Annotated in this window: 17 protein-coding genes and 4 pseudogenes; all 21 read left to right on the forward strand. The window is 48.6% G+C overall.

Going from position 1 to position 20549, the window contains the following annotated elements; translation table 11 throughout:
* Positions 1-72 precede the first annotated feature (72 nt).
* The 21 genes and pseudogenes from DXA97_RS06120 (at position 73) to mraY (ending at position 20549) form a co-directional block, all read left to right on the forward strand.
* Positions 73-876 carry an ABC transporter permease gene (locus tag DXA97_RS06120; protein WP_118718928.1) on the forward strand — a complete coding sequence of 268 codons (804 nt, stop codon included), beginning with the start codon at positions 73-75 and terminating at the stop codon, positions 874-876.
* Between the two features lie 73 nt (positions 877-949).
* Entirely contained in the window at positions 950-1927 is a 978-nt protein-coding gene (locus tag DXA97_RS06125) for a DNA/RNA non-specific endonuclease (RefSeq protein WP_118718929.1), read from the forward strand.
* Between the two features lie 74 nt (positions 1928-2001).
* Entirely contained in the window at positions 2002-2514 is a 513-nt protein-coding gene (locus DXA97_RS06130; protein ID WP_118708854.1) for an isochorismatase family cysteine hydrolase, read from the forward strand.
* Between the two features lie 44 nt (positions 2515-2558).
* Positions 2559-2933 (forward strand): DUF5305 family protein, encoded by a 375-nt coding sequence (locus DXA97_RS06135; RefSeq protein ID WP_118718931.1) that lies wholly within the window; start codon positions 2559-2561, stop codon positions 2931-2933.
* The gene (locus DXA97_RS06140; RefSeq protein WP_118718933.1) at positions 2908-3291 is read left to right on the forward strand and encodes a hypothetical protein; all 384 of its coding nucleotides are present in this window, start codon (positions 2908-2910) and stop codon (positions 3289-3291) included. The genes DXA97_RS06135 and DXA97_RS06140 overlap by 26 nt, the downstream gene beginning before the upstream one ends.
* Positions 3292-3427: 136 nt before the next feature.
* The gene (locus DXA97_RS06145; RefSeq protein ID WP_118543459.1) at positions 3428-4453 is read left to right on the forward strand and encodes a LacI family DNA-binding transcriptional regulator; all 1026 of its coding nucleotides are present in this window, start codon (positions 3428-3430) and stop codon (positions 4451-4453) included.
* A 104-nt stretch (positions 4454-4557) separates the two neighbouring features.
* A complete protein-coding gene (gene deoC / locus DXA97_RS06150; protein WP_118718935.1) occupies positions 4558-5193 on the forward strand; it encodes a deoxyribose-phosphate aldolase in 636 nt (211 codons plus the stop codon).
* Between the two features lie 30 nt (positions 5194-5223).
* Entirely contained in the window at positions 5224-6153 is a 930-nt protein-coding gene (gene rbsK / locus DXA97_RS06155; protein WP_118718937.1) for a ribokinase, read from the forward strand.
* A 13-nt stretch (positions 6154-6166) separates the two neighbouring features.
* Positions 6167-6565: a D-ribose pyranase gene (gene rbsD / locus DXA97_RS06160; RefSeq protein ID WP_118718939.1), complete on the forward strand. Its 399-nt coding sequence runs from the start codon at positions 6167-6169 to the stop codon at positions 6563-6565.
* A gap of 28 nt (positions 6566-6593) precedes the next feature.
* Positions 6594-8096 (forward strand): sugar ABC transporter ATP-binding protein, encoded by a 1503-nt coding sequence (locus DXA97_RS06165; RefSeq protein ID WP_118718941.1) that lies wholly within the window; start codon positions 6594-6596, stop codon positions 8094-8096.
* Positions 8089-9042, forward strand: a complete 954-nt coding sequence (locus DXA97_RS06170; protein ID WP_347560087.1) for a ribose ABC transporter permease — start codon at positions 8089-8091, stop codon at positions 9040-9042. The genes DXA97_RS06165 and DXA97_RS06170 overlap by 8 nt, the downstream gene beginning before the upstream one ends.
* Positions 9043-9101: 59 nt before the next feature.
* The gene (locus DXA97_RS06175) at positions 9102-10136 is read left to right on the forward strand and encodes a substrate-binding domain-containing protein (protein WP_118718943.1); all 1035 of its coding nucleotides are present in this window, start codon (positions 9102-9104) and stop codon (positions 10134-10136) included.
* 193 nt (positions 10137-10329) lie between these two features.
* A pseudogene (holA, locus tag DXA97_RS06180) lies at positions 10330-11306 on the forward strand (DNA polymerase III subunit delta).
* 216 nt (positions 11307-11522) lie between these two features.
* Positions 11523-12382: pseudogene (lgt, locus tag DXA97_RS06185) on the forward strand (prolipoprotein diacylglyceryl transferase).
* Positions 12383-12560: 178 nt separating this feature from the next.
* Positions 12561-12716: a Spo0E family sporulation regulatory protein-aspartic acid phosphatase gene (locus tag DXA97_RS06190; RefSeq protein WP_118718945.1), complete on the forward strand. Its 156-nt coding sequence runs from the start codon at positions 12561-12563 to the stop codon at positions 12714-12716.
* Between the two features lie 359 nt (positions 12717-13075).
* Positions 13076-13501, forward strand: coding sequence for a division/cell wall cluster transcriptional repressor MraZ (mraZ, locus tag DXA97_RS06200; protein WP_118718949.1), 426 nt, complete (start codon positions 13076-13078; stop codon positions 13499-13501).
* A pseudogene (gene rsmH, locus DXA97_RS06205) lies at positions 13502-14435 on the forward strand (16S rRNA (cytosine(1402)-N(4))-methyltransferase RsmH). It abuts the gene before it with no gap.
* A gap of 138 nt (positions 14436-14573) precedes the next feature.
* On the forward strand, positions 14574-15050 hold the full coding sequence (locus DXA97_RS06210) for a septum formation initiator family protein (protein ID WP_243032053.1): 477 nt from the start codon (positions 14574-14576) through the stop codon (positions 15048-15050).
* A 37-nt stretch (positions 15051-15087) separates the two neighbouring features.
* Complete coding sequence (locus DXA97_RS06215; protein WP_347561478.1) at positions 15088-17490, forward strand: penicillin-binding transpeptidase domain-containing protein; 2403 nt, start codon at positions 15088-15090, stop codon at positions 17488-17490.
* A 243-nt stretch (positions 17491-17733) separates the two neighbouring features.
* Positions 17734-19413 carry a penicillin-binding transpeptidase domain-containing protein gene (locus DXA97_RS06220; protein ID WP_347561488.1) on the forward strand — a complete coding sequence of 560 codons (1680 nt, stop codon included), beginning with the start codon at positions 17734-17736 and terminating at the stop codon, positions 19411-19413.
* 168 nt (positions 19414-19581) lie between these two features.
* Positions 19582-20549, forward strand: a pseudogene (gene mraY, locus DXA97_RS06225) (phospho-N-acetylmuramoyl-pentapeptide-transferase).

A 20549-nucleotide genomic window follows, 5' to 3' on the forward strand; every position in this document is an offset into this window, starting at 1 on the left:
GTCCATGCATGCGTGCCCAGCAACACTTCTTTGTCATACTATAATATGGAAGACAACACTGGAGGATGGAAGATGTCTGATCAAGCTTCACAGTCTCAGTCCGTGATCCGGTTTCAGGAAGCATATATGGAACAGGAAAAACTGCATAAGAGAAAGGTAAGGATCATAAGGAGTATGCTCCTTGTTTTGTTTCTTGCCCTTTGGGAACTCTGCACCAGGCTGGATATGATCGATGATTTCATATTCAGCTCCCCATCCAGGGTTCTTTTTTGTTTTTGGAAGATGGTGCGGGATGGGAGTATCTTTTCCCATATAGGAATCACGCTGTTTGAGACCATTGTCAGCTTTCTGATCGTCACGGTGGTGGGGATTCTTGCGGCGGTGCTACTATGGTCCAGCCGGAGCGCATCCGAAATTCTGGAGCCATATCTGGTCATGTTAAACAGCCTGCCCAAATCGGCCCTGGCCCCGATGCTGATGGTCTGGATGGGAAGCCATGTGCATACGATTGTGGCGGCTGCCGTATCGGTCGCCGTGTTTGGCTCGATCTTGACGCTGCACACCGGTTTTTCCTCGATGGACCCGGATAAGATCCGCCTGATCTACGCCCTCGGCGGCAACAAAAAGGATGTTCTTTTAAAGGTATTGCTGCCGGGCTCCGTGCCGCTGATCTTAAGCAATATGAAGGTCAATGTAGGCCTGTGCCTGGTCGGCGTGATCATCGGGGAATTTCTGGCGGCAAGGAGAGGGCTGGGGTATCTCATTATTTATGGCAGCCAGGTATTCCAGCTGGACTGCGTAGTCCTTTCGATTGTACTGCTTTGCCTGTTTTCGGCATTGTTTTATAAGCTGATCGCGCGACGGGAAAAATCTTGATTTGCGTTTTTTCTTTCTCTACTTGGCAAATGGTAGTATAATAAAAGAAAAAGTGCTTGGAGAGGTGCTGAATATGAGAAAACTGAATATGTGGTTATGGGGACTTTTGTCTGCTGTATCATTGGGGGTATCAGCTTGTGCTCAGGTACCACAGCAGGAAACAGCGGCTGTTGTGTCTACAGAGTCGCATGTTGCAGACCGTGTCTTGGCTGGAACATCGGCATTTGACCTGGCGGCAGTACCGGCTTATTCTGGTCAGCCATATATCGTTGTTCACAACAATGAACCGTATTTTGCGGATACGGATCTGACCGAAGATTCTTTCGAGACTTACAGTGATCTGGATTCACTCGGAAGATGTGGGACTGCATACGCATCTGTCGGAACAGATTTGATGCCGACACAGGAACGCGGAGCAATCGGGCAAGTGAAACCGTCAGGCTGGCATACCATTAAATATGATAATGTAGACGGAAAATATCTCTATAATCGTTGTCATCTGATTGGTTATCAGCTTACAGCGGAGAATGCCAATGAGAAGAATCTGATTACAGGTACCAGATATTTAAACGTTCAGGGAATGCTGCCTTTCGAAAATATGGCAGCAGACTATATCAAAGAAACCGGAAACCATGTTTTGTATCGTGTGACACCAATTTTTGAAGGAAACAATCTGCTGGCTTCTGGTGTGCTAATGGAGGCAGAGTCTGTAGAGGATAAAGGTGCTGGAGTTCTTTTCTGCGTGTATGTTTACAATGTGCAGCCTGGAATCGAGATTGATTATACAACAGGCGATAGTTCTGATTTCCAAGGTGAATCAACAAAAGAGCAGGTCATGCAAACTGCATCGTCAGAGCAGAACAGTACAGAAACCGTAGAAACTGCAAAGGTCACAGAAACCTATATCCTCAATACCAATACGAAGAAATTTCATCGTCCCTCTTGCTCATCCGTGAAACAGATGAAGGAAAGTAATAAAAAAGCTTTATCTGAGAGCAGGGATGCAATTATTGCTGCCGGGTATGATCCGTGTAAGAAATGCAATCCATAGAGGGCAGAATGAGTGCGCAGATAAAAACAGAATACAGAAAAAGAAATTAAAGTACTTGGGGAGGAAAAAGCGCTATGAGCAAAGTGTTAATCGTAGTAGATATGCAGAATGATTTTGTGACCGGTTCCCTCGGCAGCAAAGAGGCCAGAGAAATTGTTCCGAATGTAAAAAATAAAATTAAACAGTATGCAGATCGTGGAGACCGGATTATCTTTACACGGGATACACACGGAGAAAATTATCTGGATACCCCTGAGGGCAAAAAACTTCCGGTGAAACATTGTCTTCAGGGTACAGAGGGGTGGCAGATTGTACCGGGACTCGAAACAGAACATTGTGAATACGTCGATAAACCGACTTTCGGCTGGATGCATTGGGATGACTTTGGAACTCAGGATGAGATTGAACTGATTGGTGTCTGCACGGATATCTGTGTGGTATCCAATGCACTGATCCTGAAAGCAAAATATCCGGAGGCTGTGATATCGGTGGATGCAAGCTGCTGCGCAGGGGTGACGCCGGAAAAACACAAGGCAGCACTGGAAACAATGAGAAGCTGCCAGATTGATGTGAATGGAGAGGACTGAGTACTGTGATTTTTTCGAAAATACCGCAGACGGAGGCAACATCAGTGCTATATCAGTATCTTCTTTTGATATTTTCCACACACTTAGACTTGCCTGAGACGGATGTACAAAGCGGACAGATCACGGAAAATCAGACAAGTGTACTCCCGGTCCGCTGGAAAAATGTCATTGTCGGAATTGTGGGAATCCTTTTCGGCTTGTTTTTGATCTGGTTTGTGCTCTGGACCACCAGGGAACCGGATGAAAGAGAAACTTGGGAACGCCGCAAGCGGATCCTGCTGAAAAAATATGGAAGCCAGCTTTTTGAAGTGGAGGAAATGCCGGACACAACCGGAAAGAGCGTGATCCGGCTGCAGAGTATCGAAAGCCTGCTTCAGATATCGGAAGATAAGAATGCTCCGGTTTTATATGTTCTTTAAGCTTGCAAAAGCACTGAACCTTGGAGACGATGCGTACTTTACCGTCGGCGGAGTTGAGTTTGTCCGTCTGTCCGCTCTGGAGCAGGCAGATCCGGAAGTACTGCGTACAGCTCTGAAACACGCAGAGATTCTTTGCAGCCCGGCAACCGACAACCGCATGGATCTGTTCATGGGCGTAGCTATGGACCCGGATGCGAAAGGCCAGTACACCACCGGTTCTACTCAGGTTATGAACAACGACAATGACGATGCAAAAGGTCAGGTTTCCGCTACAGACCATACTTGGAAACCTGATCTTTTTGCGTTTGGACTCCGAAAAGAAAGCTCTTTGATTTCCTCAAAATTGATGATAGAATAAACGTGGATACAGGAAAAATATGAGAAATTAGGAAATTGTGCATAATCACAAAAAAGTGTTTACATTTACCAGTTTGTATGGTAATATCATATATGTAATCGGTTTCCTAAATCGAGAGCGAAAGAGGACCTTAAAAATGAACATTAAAGAACTGGCTAGGCGTGCAGGAGTTTCTTCTGCTACTGTTTCAAGAGTATTGAACAATTCAGGTTACGTAAAAGAAGAAACAAGAAAAAAAGTACTGGAAGCAGTGGAAGAATATAATTACGTTCCCAATGCGCTTGCCAGAAACTTAAGTATTAAGGACAATCCCAGCATCGGAGTTATTATTCCGGATATTGAAAATGAATTCTTTTTTAAGGCGATCAGCGGAATCAGCGATGTGGCTGATGCCTTTCACTACAATATCGTATATTTTGGAACCAACGAAACGCTGAGCAAAGAACACGAGTCGCTGAATGTAGCAATCAGTCAGAGACTTAAGGGTGTGATTATTGCACCGATTTCCCAATTGGATACTCAAACCAAGGACAGCCTGATTAAATTGGAAGAATCCGGGATTCCGGTGGTATTGATTGACCGCGATATCAAGGGAGCACGTTTTGACGGCGTGTTTGTGGACAATTACGGCGGAGCTTACGATGGAGTCAGCGCACTGATTCAGAATGGTCACAAAAAGATTGCAGTGATTGCCGGACCAAGCACATCAAAGCCGGGAAAAGAACGGCTTGCAGGTTATAAACAGGCTCTCGAAGATGCAGGGATTCCTGTGCGGGAAGATTATATCGCATACGGAGATTTTAAACGCGAGAAAGCTTATGAATCCGCCAAATCTCTTTTGAAACAGCCGGATCCGCCAACAGCAATCTTTTCCTCCAACAACGAATCGACACTTGGTTGTTTGAAATGTCTGACAGAATGCGGCATGGTTCCGGGGCGGGAAATCGCACTATTAGGATTTGATGATATCGAGACACTCCGTGTCATTGATTACAAACTTTCTGTCGTGGAGCGCGATGCAAAGCAACAGGGGGCTGAGGCCATGAAACTTCTCATGGAGTGCTTCGCGGACAGCAAAAACCGTCAGAGGGGGAAACGCATTCTGGTCCCATATCAGGTTGTACTCAGAGGTTCTGAACGGGGAGTTCATATGGAAAAGTGAAAATAGAAGAAATGATGTGTAGTAAGATACACATTTTTCTTTTCATCAAATGTGTAACCGATTACACATTGACCATAATTCAACAAGGAAAAGGAGAGGGTATTATGAGTTTAAATCACATGATCGATCACACCATGTTAAAGGCTGATGCATCAAAAGAGACGATTATCCGCTATTGCAATGAAGCGAAGGAACATGAATTTGCATCCGTTTGTGTCAATACCTGTTTTGTGCCGCTGGTTTCTGAACAGTTAAAAGGAAGCAAGGTTAAGACCTGCTGCGTCGTAGGATTCCCACTGGGAGCAATGTTGACTTCGGCAAAAGCGTTTGAAGCTTCCGAGGCGGTAAAAGCCGGAGCAGACGAAGTAGATATGGTGATTAACGTCAGTGCCCTGAAAGACAAAGACGATGACTATGTCGAAAAAGATATCCGTGCAGTTGTGGAAGCTTCCAAAGGAGCAGTCGTAAAAGTGATCATTGAGACTTGTCTTCTGACTGATGAAGAGAAAGTACGTGCATGCGAGCTTTCTGTCAAGGCCGGTGCAGATTTTGTGAAGACATCTACCGGATTCTCCACAGGCGGTGCTACCGTAGAAGATGTGGCACTGATGAGAAAAACGGTTGGGGACCGTGCAAAGGTAAAAGCAAGCGGCGGTATCCGCACACCGGAAGCTGCAAAAGCACTGGTAGAAGCCGGAGCAGACCGGATCGGAGCAGGAAACGGAGTTGTGCTGCTGTAAAAGAAGACTGAACAGAGAGGGAAATGTCGTATGGGGAAAAAAGTAGTTGTATTTGGAAGTTTTGTAGTGGATCTGATGGGCAGAACCCCACACCTTCCGGCACCCGGTGAAACCGTCAAGGGAACGGTATTTAAGATGGGACCGGGCGGAAAAGGATTTAATCAGGGTGTTGCCGCACATAAAGCGGGGGCCAATGTAACGATGGTAACAAAACTCGGGCGTGATTCTTTTGCGGATATTGCATTGAGCACGATGACAGAGCTTGGTATGAAGAAAGACAGGGTTTTATATTCCGATGATACCGAAACCGGATGTGCCCTTATTATGGTAGACGAGAACAGCAGCCAGAATGAGATCGTTGTTATCTTAGGAGCCTGCAACACCATTACCGATGCGGAGGTGGATTCCCTGGAAGACCTTCTGGATGGGGCAGAGTATCTGCTGACCCAGCTTGAGACGAATGTGTCTTCGGTAGAACGTATTGTGGATATCGCCTGCAAAAAGGGTGTGAAGGTGATTCTGAATACCGCACCGGTGCAGCCAATCAGCGATGAAGTGTTAAGTAAGGTTGATCTGATCACACCGAATGAGGTGGAGGCAGAGATTCTCACCGGAGTAAAGGTGGACAGTGAAGAAGCGGCAGACAAGGCGGCAGAGTGGTTCTTTGCAAAAGGTGTAAAGCGTGTGCTCATTACACTGGGCGGCAGAGGCGTTTACATCAATACCAGAGAGAAAAAGGGAATCATTCCGGCATATAAAGTAGATGCAGTTGATACGACCGGGGCAGGTGATGCTTTCAATGGAGGTCTTCTTGCAGCACTGGCCGAGGATAAGGACATCTGGGAAGCAGCGAATTTCGCAAATGCACTGGCTGCGCTTTCTGTTCAGAAGATCGGCACGACTCCGGCCATGCCACTCAGAAATGAAATCGATGAATTTTTAAACACGCATAAAAATTAAGGGGGAAAGATTTATGCTGAAAACAGGAATTTTGCATCCGCAGTTAGCAAGAGTGCTTGCAGAACTGCGTCATAAAGATACGCTGGTGATTGGTGATGCAGGGCTTCCGATTCCGAAAGGGGTAGAGCGGATTGATCTTGGCTGGAGACCGGGAGATCCGGCATATCTGGACGTGCTGGAAGAAATCTTGAAATATATCGTGGTAGAAAAAGCAACGTTTGCGAATGAAGCACTCAGTGTGACACCGGAATTTCATGAAAAGGCGAAAGCACTGCTTCCGGAAAATCTTCCGATCGAGTATATTCCGCATACAGAATTAAAAGCCAGAAGTGCAGACGCAAAGGCCATTATCCTTACAGGAGAGTTTACGGGCTATACCAATGTAATCCTGACAGCAGGATGTGCTTATTAGTTATCAGGAAATCCAAAGGAGGCGGAAAATGGGGGATCGTGTTGTATTACGGCTGGAAGATATCGTGAAAACATTTCCAGGCGTAAAGGCTTTGGATGGAGTGAAACTGGATGTCAGGGAAGGAGAAGTCCATGCGCTCTGTGGAGAAAACGGAGCCGGAAAATCAACGCTGATGAAAATCATCGCAGGCGCGCAGGGGTATACATCCGGTCACATGTATGTCCAGGATCAGGAAGTGGTATTTCATTCAACCAAGGAAGCTGAAAAAATGGGAATCGCCATGATTTATCAGGAATTTAATATGGTTCCGGAGCTTTCCGTGGCAGAAAATATGTATCTTGGAAGACTTCCCAGGACCCAGTTTGGAAGTGTGGACTGGAAAAAACTTTACCAGGATGCGGATGAAGTTTTGAAGCGCCTGGGACTGAAATTCAGCAGCCACAGCAAAGTGAAAAATCTGTCGGTTGCGGAATCCCAGATGACAGAGATTGCAAAGTGCCTGACAATTGGCGCGAAAGTTATCATTATGGATGAGCCGACCGCGGCTTTGACCGATGAAGAAATTCAGATCCTGTTTCGGATCATTGCAGAATTAAAGGAAAAGGGAATTTCCATTTTATATATTTCCCACAGAATGGATGAAATCTTCCAGATTTCAGACCGGCTTACCGTATTTCGGGATGGAAAGTACATTGCGACCAAGAGCATTGAAGAAACGGACTATGACGATGTGGTATCCATGATGGTTGGCCGCAGTGTGACCAACCTCTACCCGAAGCGGAATTATGAAAAACAGGATGTAGCCATGGAGCTTCGCAAGATAAGCGGTAAGGGCGTTCACGATGTGAGTCTGAAACTGCACCGCGGAGAAATTCTTGGCATCGCAGGACTGCTTGGTTCCGGAACGATCGAGCTTTCCAAAATCGTATATGGAGCTCTTCCAATGACAAGCGGGGAAGTGATCATCAATGGAGAAACGAAAGACTGTTCTTCTCCGAGAAAAGCCCTGAAAGCAGGAATTGGTTTTGTATCCGATGACAGAAAACAGGAAGGACTGGTTCTGATCCGGAATATCCGAGAAAATGTTTCCATGTCATCGTTAGACAAAATCAGTACAGGTGGTCATCTGAATAAAGCGAAGGAAACCGAAAATATCAATGCACAGGTAGAACGTCTGAACATCAAGATCAGCAGTCCGGCCCAGCTTGCCGGAAAACTGAGTGGCGGAAACCAGCAGAAAGTGGTATTTGCAAAGGTTCTGGAGGCAGATCCTTCCATCCTGATTTTGGACGAGCCGACACGAGGTGTCGATGTAGGCGCAAAAGCAGAAATTTATCAGATCATGGATGAACTGACCCGGCAGGGCAAGAGCATTATCCTGATTTCGACAGATCTGCCGGAGGTGATCGGTATGAGTGACCGCGTGGTGATCATGCGGGAAGGATATACCGTCCTGGAAATTGATAAATCAGAGATGAATCAGGAAACAATATTAGCTTATGCATCGGGAGGAGTCAGTGAAAATGAATAAGAAAAAATTAATCAATCAGATTAATATCTATCGCTCCGTGTTGATCCTTCTTGTAATCTGTGTATTTGCAACAATTTTGTCCCCGAGTTTCTTAAGTGTGACAAACCTGTTCAATGTATTTAAGCAGATCACGGTAGCAGGAATTGTGGGATGCGGTATGACATTTGTAATTTTAACCGGAGGCATTGATCTGTCCGTTGGATCCATTCTGGGTCTGTCTGGCGTTCTGGCATCCGGAGTGTTAGCCTCTACCGGCAATACAGCCGCAGCAGTAGCCGTATCCCTGATTGTCGGTGTGGCCTGCGGAGCAGTAAATGGATTTTTCGTATCCGTATGCGGAATTCCACCGTTTATTTCAACCCTTGGCATGATGACTCTGCTGCGAGGTGTGATTCTTGTCTATACAAAAGGATCTCCGATTCCGATCAAAGTAGATTCTTATAAGTTCTTCGGAAAAGGCAGCATTGCAGGAATCCCGGTTCCGGTTATCATCCTGATTGTAGTATTTTTGCTGGCTCACTATATTCTGACCCAGACTACCTATGGACGCAGTGTCTATGCCGTAGGAGGCAACCGGGAAGCAGCGCGTCTTTCCGGCATCCGCGTAAAGACCAGCGAATTTCTGGTTTACACATTGAATGGCTTGATGTGCGGCATGGCCGGACTGATTCTGACCGCACGTCTTGGATCCGCACAGTCTACCAGCGGAACCGGCATCGAGATGGATGCGATCGCTGCCGTAATCCTTGGCGGAACCAGCTTAAGCGGCGGTGTTGGTTTCGTACTGCCGACGGTTGTAGGTGCTATGATCATGGGTATCATCGATAACATCCTTACGCTAATGAACGTAAACCCGCATGCGACTAACATCGTAAAAGGTGCAGTGATTCTGATCGCAGTCCTGGTAGATAAGAAAGTAAAAGATCTGTCCGCAAAGGCAGAGTAAAGAAAAACGAAACAAAAAAATAATCCCTGCGGGGAGAAAATAAAAAGGAGAGTGTATTTATGAGAAAAAGATTGGGAGCAGCTTTCATGGCAATGGCAATGGTATGTGCAGGATTAACCGCATGCAGTTCTGGTTCTTCCACAAATGCGCCGGCTGAGACAAAGGCCGAGACCAAAGCAGAGGAAAAGGCAGAAGAAAGCAAGGACGAAGCAAAAACTGAGGATGGAGCAGAGAAGAAAGACGGTGGTTATGTCATCGGTCTGGCTATGAACACCCAGACAAACCCATTTTTCGTAGACGTAAAAGACGGCGTTCAGAAGGCTGCAGATGAGCATGGAATTGAACTGTATATTACCGATGCACAGGACGACCCGACCATCCAGATGAAGGATGTAGAGAACCTGATTACCAAGAATCCGGATGCAATCATCATCGATACCTGTGATTCCGATGCAATTGTTTCTTCCATCGAAGCCTGCAACGAGGCAGGCATTCCGGTATTCACCATGGACCGCGAAGCCAATGACGGCGATGTGGTTTCCCACATCGGTTACGATGCAATCAAATCCGGTAAACTGGCAGGACAGTTTCTTGTAGACTCCCTTGGTGGAAAAGGCAAGATCGTAGAGCTTCAGGGAATCATGGGAACCAACGTTGCACAGCAGCGTTCCGAAGGTTTCAACTCTGTGATTGCAGAGAATCCGGATATGGAAATCGTAGCTTGCCAGGTCGCAGATTTTGACCGTGCGAAAGCAATGAGCGTTATGGAGAACATCCTTCAGGCAAACCCGGAGATCGATGGTTTATATGCAGCAAATGACGAAATGCTGTTAGGTGCACTGGAAGCTATGGATGCAGCAGGCAGAACCGAGAGCATCGTAAAAGTAGGTTGTGATGCAATCGATGATACACTGGAAGCAATCAAGGGCAAACGCGTTGAGGCTACCATTGCAGAGCCGCCGTTCTTCCTTGGAAAAGCAATCCTGAACACCGCGTATGATTATCTGGAAGGCAAAGAAGTAGAAGCTCATGTCGTTCTGGACAACCAGCTGGTAACCCAGGAGAACGTAGATACCCTGGTAACCAAAGAGTGATCGAATATAAAAAACAGGATATGAGATAAGGGCAGGGGCCGTCGGAGAAGATCCGACGGCTCTTTCGTGTCCAGGTGCATCGTTTAGGCAGATTGTCTGTGAATTGCAGCCTTGTATCCGTTTTTACGCTGTGTTATGATACAAAGGAATTGCACCTTGGCGCGAACGAGAGAAAAGAAATGGAGAACGTTTCATGCAGGTATTGAATCAGGATATCAAAACAGGACAGTTTAAACAGATCTATCTATTATATGGAGAAGAAGCCTTCCTAAAAAACAGCTACAAAAACCGCTTAAAAGAAGCCATCATCGGCGATGACACCATGAACTTTGGCCGGTTTGAGGGAAAGGGACTCGATGTGAACGAGCTGATCCGGCTGGCAGATACCATGCCATTCTTTGCGGAGCGCCGCCTCATTCTCATTGAAGACAGCGGATTTTTCAAAAGTGCATCCGATGCCCTGGTGCAGTACCTTCCGTCCATGCCGGACACCACCATCTTGCTATTCGTGGAGAGTGAGGTCGATAAGCGCAACCGCCTTTACAAGAAAGTCAAGGACATGGGCTATGCAGCAGAATTAAACCGCCAGGACAGCGCCCAGCTGGCCCGATGGGCAGGCGGGATCCTGGCAAGGGAGCAGAAAAAGATCACCAGCCGCACGATGGATTTATTTTTAAGCATGACCGGGGATGACATGGAAAACATCCGCATGGAGCTAGAAAAGGTCATCAGCTACACGCTGGGGCGCGATGTCATCACCGATGAAGATGTCATGGCAGTCTGCACAGTGCAGGTCACAAACCGCATCTTCGATATGGTTGCAGCCATTGTAAACCGCCAGACCCGGAAAGCTATGGACCTCTACGAAGACCTCCTGACCTTAAAAGAGCCGCCGATGCGCATTCTCTTCCTGATCGCGAGACAGTTTAACCAGCTGTTGCAGGTCAAAGAGCTGATGGCAAAGGGCATGGACAAGGGAAGCATTGCATCGAAGCTCAAAATGCAGCCATTTGTGGTAGGAAAGGTCATGCCGCAGGCAGACAGTTCAGCCGGGAGCAGATCCTTTCGTACGTGGAATCCTGCGTGGAGACAGAAGAAGCAGTGAAGAGCGGACGGCTGCAGGACCGGCTGGCGGTGGAGCTGTTGATCACGAAGGAGTATGGAAATTAAAAAAATCGTTGTTATTTTCTTGCTTTTTTCCTACTTTCCTTATACCATTATAGCTGTGTGGTGATTTTGTGTGATAGCAGCACAACACAAATTATCACAGCACTACGATATATTACAAACAAGCTGTCGAACAACCGCGAAACAAGTCGCACGAATCTGTTTGCCCTGGCATTCAGTTTGCGTTAGAATAAAGACAGCGTTGAAAGGAGAACGGAAATGAACGGAGCAGACATCCGTTTTGTACATCTCGGAATTACGATCGAGCATCTGAAAAGCAGTATTTCAGTATTCGGATTCCGGATTGCGTTTTATGGCATCATCATTGGAATCGGAATGCTGGCGGGCATATGGATCGCCCAGTCAGACGCGAAGCGGAGGGGACAGGACCCGGAGCTGTATCTGGATTTTGCACTGTATGCGATCATTTGTTCCATTATCGGTGCAAGGATTTACTATGTGCTTTTTGAGTGGGATTACTACAAAGAGAATCTGCTGCAGATCTTTAATCTGCGGGCAGGCGGCCTTGCTATTTACGGCGGGGTGATCGCCGGGGCCATTACCATGATCGTGTATACCTGCGCAAAAAAGGTATCATTTTTCTCTATGGCAGACACGGGTGTACTGGGACTGGTAACCGGGCAGATCATTGGCCGGTGGGGAAATTTCTTTAACTGTGAGGCGTTCGGCGGCTATACAGACAGCCTGCTGGCTATGCGGATCAAACTTTCGCTGGTAAATGACAATAGCTTAATGCAGATGTTTTAAGTCACAAGATCGTGGAAAACGGGGTGGAGTTTATTCAGGTGCATCCGACCTTCCTCTATGAGTCCTGCTGGAATCTGTGTCTGTTGCTGTTTATGCTCTGGTTCCGGAAGCACAAGCAGTACGATGGGCAGATGCTCTGGATCTATCTGTGCGGTTACGGACTGGGGCGTTTCTGGATTGAGAGTCTTAGGACCGACCAGCTCATTTTATTTGGAACCGGACTTCCGGTTTCCCAGGCACTGTCGCTGGTACTGATCCTGGCTGCTGCGGGTAATCTGATCTGGAGAGGCAGAAAAAAGAAGACCGCATAAAATAAAACATCCCATTGTCGGGCATGTGTGTATGAAAAGGAACGAAACGGGAATGAAAAGCATGCTGCAGGTTGGGATTACAAATGCCATAAAACATGTCACATATTGGACGTGATACAGCTGGAAAAACAGATTCTGCCCAGAAAGCTGTGTCACTGGATACCTGGAGGAAGCGGGCATGGAAATTTCCAAGGAGGAGCTGGTGGTGTGCATCGAGAAAGCCAGAAAAAAACTGGAGGACAGTATTGAAGGAGGAGCTGAGTATTCTTATATCTACGAAAATAGTGTAGAGCTCGACCGCCTGATCGAGATCTACATCGCTATGGAATACTGAAAATGAAGATCCTTTGCCGGGCGCGCATGTGTGGACGGCAGCGAAGTTTAGGAGACTTGTAAGGGAAACATCCGCAAATGATAAGAGGGTGTTTCCCTTTTTTACTGCAGAATTGGAAAAACCTTTTGATTCTTACGTTTTTCCTTAATTTTCCATTGCTTTTTTGTGAAAAAAACTTGCTATTTTTTTACGCATGTACTACACTTATGTTACAAGTGGTGGAAAGTGGCGCAAAGTGGTTCGAAATGGTACAAAAGTGTAGGACAAGGGTTTTGTCGTGGCTGCTGCTCATGGATATGTGAACAGCAGACAGCACGCATTCGGAATGCGCACGGTGCAGGCGAAGCAGGTGATGGAAGATGTTCATGGGTGAATACAATCATACAGTGGACGCGAAGGGCAGGTTGATCGTCCCTTCCAAATTCAGGGAACAGCTTGGAGACGAATTCGTGGTAACGAAGGGGCTCGATGGCTGTTTATTCGTCTATGAAAACACCGAATGGAAAGCTCTGGAAGAAAAACTGCATGCCCTGCCGCTCACCAATGCAAACGCACGAAAGTTTTCCCGTTTTTTTCTTGCGGGCGCTACCACCTGTGAAGTAGATAAACAGGGACGGATTTTGCTCCCGGCCGTTTTGAGGGAATTCGCCAAGATCGACAAGGACGCAGTGTTAGTCGGCGTGGGAAGCCGGATTGAGATCTGGAGCAGAGATAACTGGAATCAGTCGAATACCTATGACGACATGGAAGAAATTGCAGAGAATATGGAGGGTCTTGGAATTTAAATGGCATTTGAGCATAAATCAGTATTACTTTATGAGACAGTCGACAGTCTGAACATCAGACCGGACGGCATTTATGTAGATGGAACCTTGGCGGGGGCGGACATGCTTATGAGGTCTGCAAACGCTTAGGGGAGCACGGACGCCTCATCGGCATCGATCAGGACGCAGATGCGATCGCAGCTGCATCAGCGCGTCTTTCTGAGTTTCAGGACAAGGTTACCGTAGTGCGGAGCAATTATGAAAACATTGCTTCGGTGCTTCATGACCTTGGCATTGAAAAGGTGGACGGCATTTATCTGGATCTTGGTGTTTCCTCTTACCAGCTGGATACAGCATCCAGAGGGTTTACCTACCGGGAGGATGCACCTTTGGACATGCGTATGGACCAGCGCAATCCGCAGACTGCGGCGGACATTGTAAACAATTACAGCGAAATGGAGCTTTACCGCATCATCCGCGATTACGGGGAGGACCGCTTCGCAAAGAATATCGCAAAGCACATCGTGCGGCAGCGCCAGGAGAAGCCTTACGAGACCACCGGGGAGCTCATCGAGACCATTAAGGCAGCGATTCCGGCAAAGGTCCGGGCTACGGGCGGGCATCCGGCCAAGCGTACCTTCCAGGCGATCCGCATTGAATTAAACCACGAGCTGGATGTATTAAACCGATCTATCGACACCATGATCGATCTTTTAAATCCGGGCGGTCGTCTGAGCATCATCACCTTCCACTCACTGGAGGACCGGATCGTGAAAAAACGCTTCCGGGACAATGAAAACCCGTGCATCTGCCCGCCGGAATTTCCGGTATGTATGTGCGGCAGAAAGAGCAAGGCACGGTCATTACCAGAAAGCCGGTCGTGCCTGGGGAAGAGGAACTGGAATACAATAAACGTTCAAAGAGCTCTAAGCTCCGTGTATTCGAACGGGCGTAAGAAGGGTGCAGCAAGCTGCACGTATCCGAATGAGCTAAGTGCGGTGCCGTAAGATCAGCTGCATCGTGAAATAGTAAGCTACAGATTTATAAATATAAAAAGGGAATGTTACGTTAAGAGGAAAAAGGAGGAATGGGTATGGCTTCGCACAGAGCAGCAGGAAAAAACCGCTATGTGTATGGAACTGCCGCCAGAGATCTGGCTGCAGAAAGGGAACGGACAAGAGAACGGAGAGTTGTGCAGTACCGCCAGAATATGAGCCATACTGTCAGAAAAAACCAGGAAAAGGCACTTCAGATGGACTTGCCTTATGTGATCATGCTGACACTAGCTACCTTCTGCACACTGTATATCTGTGTGGGGTATCTGCATGTACAGTCTGCCATGACTGCCAAGATCCATAATATCGAGGGACTGGAGCAGGAGTTAGAGCAGCTTCGTTCGGAGAATGACGCCCTTCAGACCCGGATCAACACCGACATGGATCTGGACCATATCTACAAAGTGGCAACAGAGGAGCTCGGCATGGTATATGCCAACCGTAATCAGGTATTATTATATGATAAAACGGAAAGTGAGTATGTAAGACAATATGAGGACATCCCAAAACACTAATCAGCATTCACAAAAGGGAGAGAGGAGAAGATCCGGCGTGCGCCGGATCTTCACAACATATATGCAGGAAAAGCTGGCGGTCACGGTCATTGTGATTACGCTGGCTTTGTTTGCATTAATCTATGTGTTATATCACATCATGACTGCAAAGCAGGACAGCTATAACCAGATCGTGCTGTCCCAGCAGCAGTATGACAGCCGTGTGCTTCCTTACCGGCGTGGCGATATCGTGGACCGCAACGGAACGTACCTTGCAACCACGGAGAAGGTGTATAACCTGATCATTGACCCAAAGCAGATCATGTCCGCGGAGGAGGATTACCTGGATGCGACCGTAACGGCTCTGGTAACCGTATTTGGCTACGATGACAGCGAAATGCGCAGTCTGATCCGTGATAACTCGGCAAAGGCATATCTGCGCTATGCAAGACAGCTTTCCTACGATCAGAAGGAGGCCTTTGAGCAGTACCAGTCCGATACCAACAAGGCCAATGCCAAGGCGGATTCCAAGGCCCGGGTCAAGGGCATCTGGTTTGAGGATGAGTTTAAGCGCATTTACCCATACAATTCCCTGGCCTGCAACGTGGTGGGTTTTGCTACCAGCGATGGCGGAACGGGAAACGGCGGCATTGAGCAGTCCTACAACGATTCCCTGATCGGCACCAATGGCCGGGAATACGGCTATTTAAACGATGAATCCAATCTGGAGCGTGTCATCAAACCCGCACAGAACGGAAACACGGTGGTTTCCAGTATCGACGTGAACATTCAGAATGCAGTGGAAAAGCGCATCAATGAATGGATGGCAGAGACAGGCTCCGAGCATGTGGGTGTCGTGGTCATGAACCCGAATAACGGTGAAGTTCTGGCCATGGCGAATGACAGTATGTTTGACCTGAATAATCCGAGAAGTGCGGCAGACAGCTTCAGTGAGGATGCGCTCCGGGAGCTGGGCTTAAAGGAGGCCATGCAGACCTACAACCGCCAGCACAGAAAGACCGATGGCAGCACCATCACCATGGAGCAGGTGCCGGATCATTTTTCGTCAGACGAGATCCGTTCCTATGGCCTGCAGGTGGCCTGGAACCAGAAATGGAGAAATTACGATATCAGTGATACTTACGAGCCGGGTTCCCCATCTAAGATCTTTACGGTAGCGGCTGCACTGGAGGAGGGTATCATTTCCCCGAACGATACGTTTTACTGTGACGGCTACAAGGAGGTAGCGGGGCACCAGATTAAGTGTACGGCCTTTAAAAAGGGTGGTCACGGTATGCTGACGGTGGCAGAAGCGCTGATGGTTTCCTGCAACGATGCCATGATGCAGATCGCAGCCAAGACAGGAGCGGAAACATTTGCACGCTACATGAGCTCCTTTGGCTTTGGTGAGAAGACCGGAATTGACCTTCCGGGTGAGTCAGATGCCAAGGGTCTGGTAAGAAGTGCTTCCGAGATGAACTCTGCGGACTTAGCGACCAACTCCTTCGGCCAGAACTATAACTGCTCCATGATCCAGATGGCAGCAGCCTACTGTTCCGTGATCAACGGAGGTTCCTACTATGAGCCACATGTGGTAAAACAGATCTTAAATGACCAGGGCTCTGTGGTAAAAGAAGTAAAGCCGAAGCTGGTGCGTGAGACTGTTTCTGAATCTACCAGCAACTTCATTAAGGATGCCTTATTCCGCACGGTTTCCGAGGGAACCGGTAGAGCTGCAGCGGTTGAGGGCTACGAGATTGCCGGAAAGACCGGTACGGCAGAGAAAATCCCGCGTTCCGCAAAGAACTATCTGCTTTCCTTCTGCGGTTTCGCACCGGCCTATGACCCGCAGGTACTGGTATACGTCATTATCGACACTCCGCATGTAGAAGACCAGGCACATAGCTCTTATGCAAGCGGTGTATTCTCTAAAATCATGGGTGACATTCTTCCTTATCTGAACGTCTTCCCGTCTGTCGATTTTGAGGCGCAGCAGAGCGAGGCAGCAGCGCAGCTTCCGGAGGCTGAGGCATTACCGACAACACCGGCACTACGCCGGAGCCGGAGACTGAGCCGAAGGTATACGAGACGGAAGAGTATGTGGAGCCGGGTGCCGATTCTGACCTGCCGGAGGATGTGCCGGAGAGCACGGAGGCAGATGGAACGGATGAGACAGCCGGAAGCGGCTATGTTCCACCGGCCCAGACAGTCCCGGAAACCTCTGCTTCGGAAAGCAGCGCAGCAGAGAGCTCTGGGGCAGCAAATGAAGAGAGCACTGGTGCTGCTGGTACAGGAAGCACGGGTTCCGCTAATGCAGGAAGTACAGGTACCGGAACCACAGCTGCGGCAGGCGCAGAAAGTACCGGTGCAGCAAAGACAGAAGACTCTGCTGCAGCCGGAACGGAGAGTAAAGCAGCTTCCACGGCAGCCGGAAGCTCCGGGCAGGAGCGCGAAACCATGAGCAGTACTTCTGCTGCCGGAGAGTGAGCACTGCCGGAGTGCAGCATGACTGTCATCTGGACGGAAAACTGCTTAGGGCAGAATAGGATATCCCGCTGCTTCATACAATAGAATAAGAATGACCGTCCAGGGAGCCGGCATGGGAAGCTTTCAATTTATGGATATACAGCCAAAACGGGAATATGATTTCCTGACCCATCACCGGAAAAGAATAGCCGTTCTGTCTGGCCTGCTGTGCCTTTGCATGGTGGGACTTACAGGGCGGCTTGTGTTTCTTATGATGTACCGGGCCGATCACTACAGTGAAATGGCAGAAGACCTGCACCAGCGGGAACGCTCGATCAAAGCAGCCCGGGGGCGTATTCTGGATGCAAATAAAACGGTGATCGCAGATAACCGGACTGTCTGTACAGTTTCGGTGATCCACAACCAGGTGGAAGATCCGAAGCAGGTGATCCACAGTCTTTGTAACGCCTTGGGGATGGAGGAGGCACCAGTCCGCAAAAAAGTGGAAAAGCGCAGCTCACGGGAGATCATCCGGACCAATGTAGATAAAGAGACCGGTGACCAGATCCGGGAAATGCATCTGGCTGGTGTGAAGGTAGACGAGGACTATAAGCGTTATTATCCCTTCGATAGCCTTGCTTCAAAGGTATTAGGCTTTACCGGCGGGGATAACCAGGGAATCATTGGCCTTGAGGTTGCCTACGAGCCGGTTTTAAAGGGAACGAACGGCACGATCCTCACGATGGCGGATGCGGCCGGGATAGAGCTTGAAAATGCGTTTGAGGAGCGGATCGAGCCGGTGGCAGGAGCAGATCTTGTTACCAGCCTGGATGTGAACATCCAGCAGTATGCCCAGCAGGCAGCACAGGCCGTGATGGAAAAAAAGGGTGCAAAGCGGGTGTCGGTGATCGTTATGGATCCCCAGAATGGGGAAATTATGGCAATGGTCAATGTGCCGGAATTTAATCTGAACGATCCGTTCACATTAAATATAGAAGAGCCGCCTGGGATTTCTGCGAAGGAAAAGCAGGAGCTGTTAAACCAGATGTGGAGAAATCCCGCCATTAATGACACCTACGAGCCTGGCTCCACCTTTAAGATCATTACTGCGGCGGCGGGGCTGGAGGCGGGCGTGGTGTCCCTGACAGACCACTTTTCCTGTCCGGGCTTTCGTGTGGTGGAGGACCGGAAGATCCGGTGCCATAAGGTTGGTGGGCATGGCAGTGAAACATTTTTGCAGGGAGCCATGAACTCCTGCAACCCGGTCTTTATCGATGTGGGGCAGCGCCTTGGAATTGACCGGTATTATGATTATTTTACGCAGTTTGGACTGCGGGAGAAAACCGGGATCGATCTTCCGGGAGAGGCTGCCACCATCATGCACAGGAAGGAAAACATGGGACTGGTAGAGCTGGCAACGGTATCGTTTGGGCAGTCCTTCCAGATCACGCCCATCCAGCTGATCACCACAGCGGCCTCCATCATCAACGGGGGAAGGCGGGTGACGCCGCACTTTGGCGTTATGGCAGTTGGAGCGGATGGGAGCGTGATCCGCCGTTTTTCTTACCCGGAGGGCCGCCGGATCCTGTCTGAAGAAACAAGCCAGACCATGCGCTATGTGCTGGAGCAGGTGGTGGCAGAGGGCAGCGGAAAAAAGGCGGCGGTGGCCGGGTTCCGCATTGGCGGAAAGACGGCTACCTCGGAAAAGCTGCCGCGCAGCCTGAAAAAGTACATTTCTTCTTTCGTCGGCTTTGCCCCGGCAGAGGATCCGCAGGTGATCGCGCTGATCACGATCGATGAACCGCAGGGGATTTATTACGGGGGAACCATTGCGGCACCGGTGATCGCAGACATCTTCCAGAACATTCTTCCTTATCTGGGAATCAGCCGTGACACATCACGGGAAGAAGAAAGTTAAGCGTTGCTGTTTGCGCAACGCGTGAACAGCAACAATCAAACCGTAATATGGGTGAAAACTTTGACGCAAACAGCCTTGCAAAGAAAATAGAAAAGACGTATACTTATGCATATGCGTAGCGGCCTTTTTGTGCCTTCGCATAATACATAGAGAACGTAGGAGAGTATCATGATTAACGAAACCATTCTTGCGATCATTATCGCATTTGCAGTCAGCGCGATCCTCTGTCCGGTCGTGATCCCGTTTCTGCATAAGCTGAAGTTTGGACAGCAGGTCCGTGAGGACGGTCCCCAGGCCCACTTAAAGAAGCAGGGCACACCCACCATGGGCGGTCTGGTATTTTTGACTGCGGTGGTGATCACCTCCCTGTTATATATTCGCGATTACCCGCGCATCATTCCGGTGCTGTTTATGACAGTGGGATTTGGCATCATTGGTTTTTTAGACGATTATATCAAGATCGTTATGAAGCGTTCTGAGGGACTTAACCCGGTGCAGAAGCTCATCGGACAGTTTGTGATCACCGGCATTTTTGTTTATTATTTAGTGTGCTCCGGCGAGGTGGGAACCTCTATGCTGGTTCCGTTTACCGGCGGGTTTGAGCACGGGATCTACTTAAATCTTGGTATTTTGTTCATTCCGTTTGTGTTCTTTGTAGTGCTTGGCACCGACAACGGCGTGAATTTTACCGATGGACTGGACGGTCTGTGCACCAGCGTGACCATTCTGGTCGCAACCTTTTTAACCATCATTTCCATCGGCGAAAACAGCGGCATCAGCCGATCACCGGGGCGGTCGTTGGAAGTCTTCTTGGATTTTTACTGTTTAATGTCTACCCGGCCAAGGTGTTTATGGGTGACACCGGCTCCCTGGCACTGGGCGGTTTTGTGGCATCCAGCGCCTTCATGATGCAGATGCCGTTATTTATCCCGATCATCGGCCTTATCTATCTGGTTGAGGTATTATCGGTGATCATGCAGGTTTCATACTTTAAGGCAACCCATGGAAAGCGTATTTTCCGTATGGCGCCGATCCATCACCACTTTGAACTAGGCGGCTGGTCTGAGACCCGGGTGGTTGCGGTATTTTCCATCGTGACAGCGCTGCTCTGCCTGGTGGCATATCTGGGATTGTAG

Source organism: Clostridium sp. OF09-36, assembly GCF_003481985.1.
Taxonomy (GTDB): domain Bacteria; phylum Bacillota; class Clostridia; order Lachnospirales; family Lachnospiraceae; genus Brotaphodocola.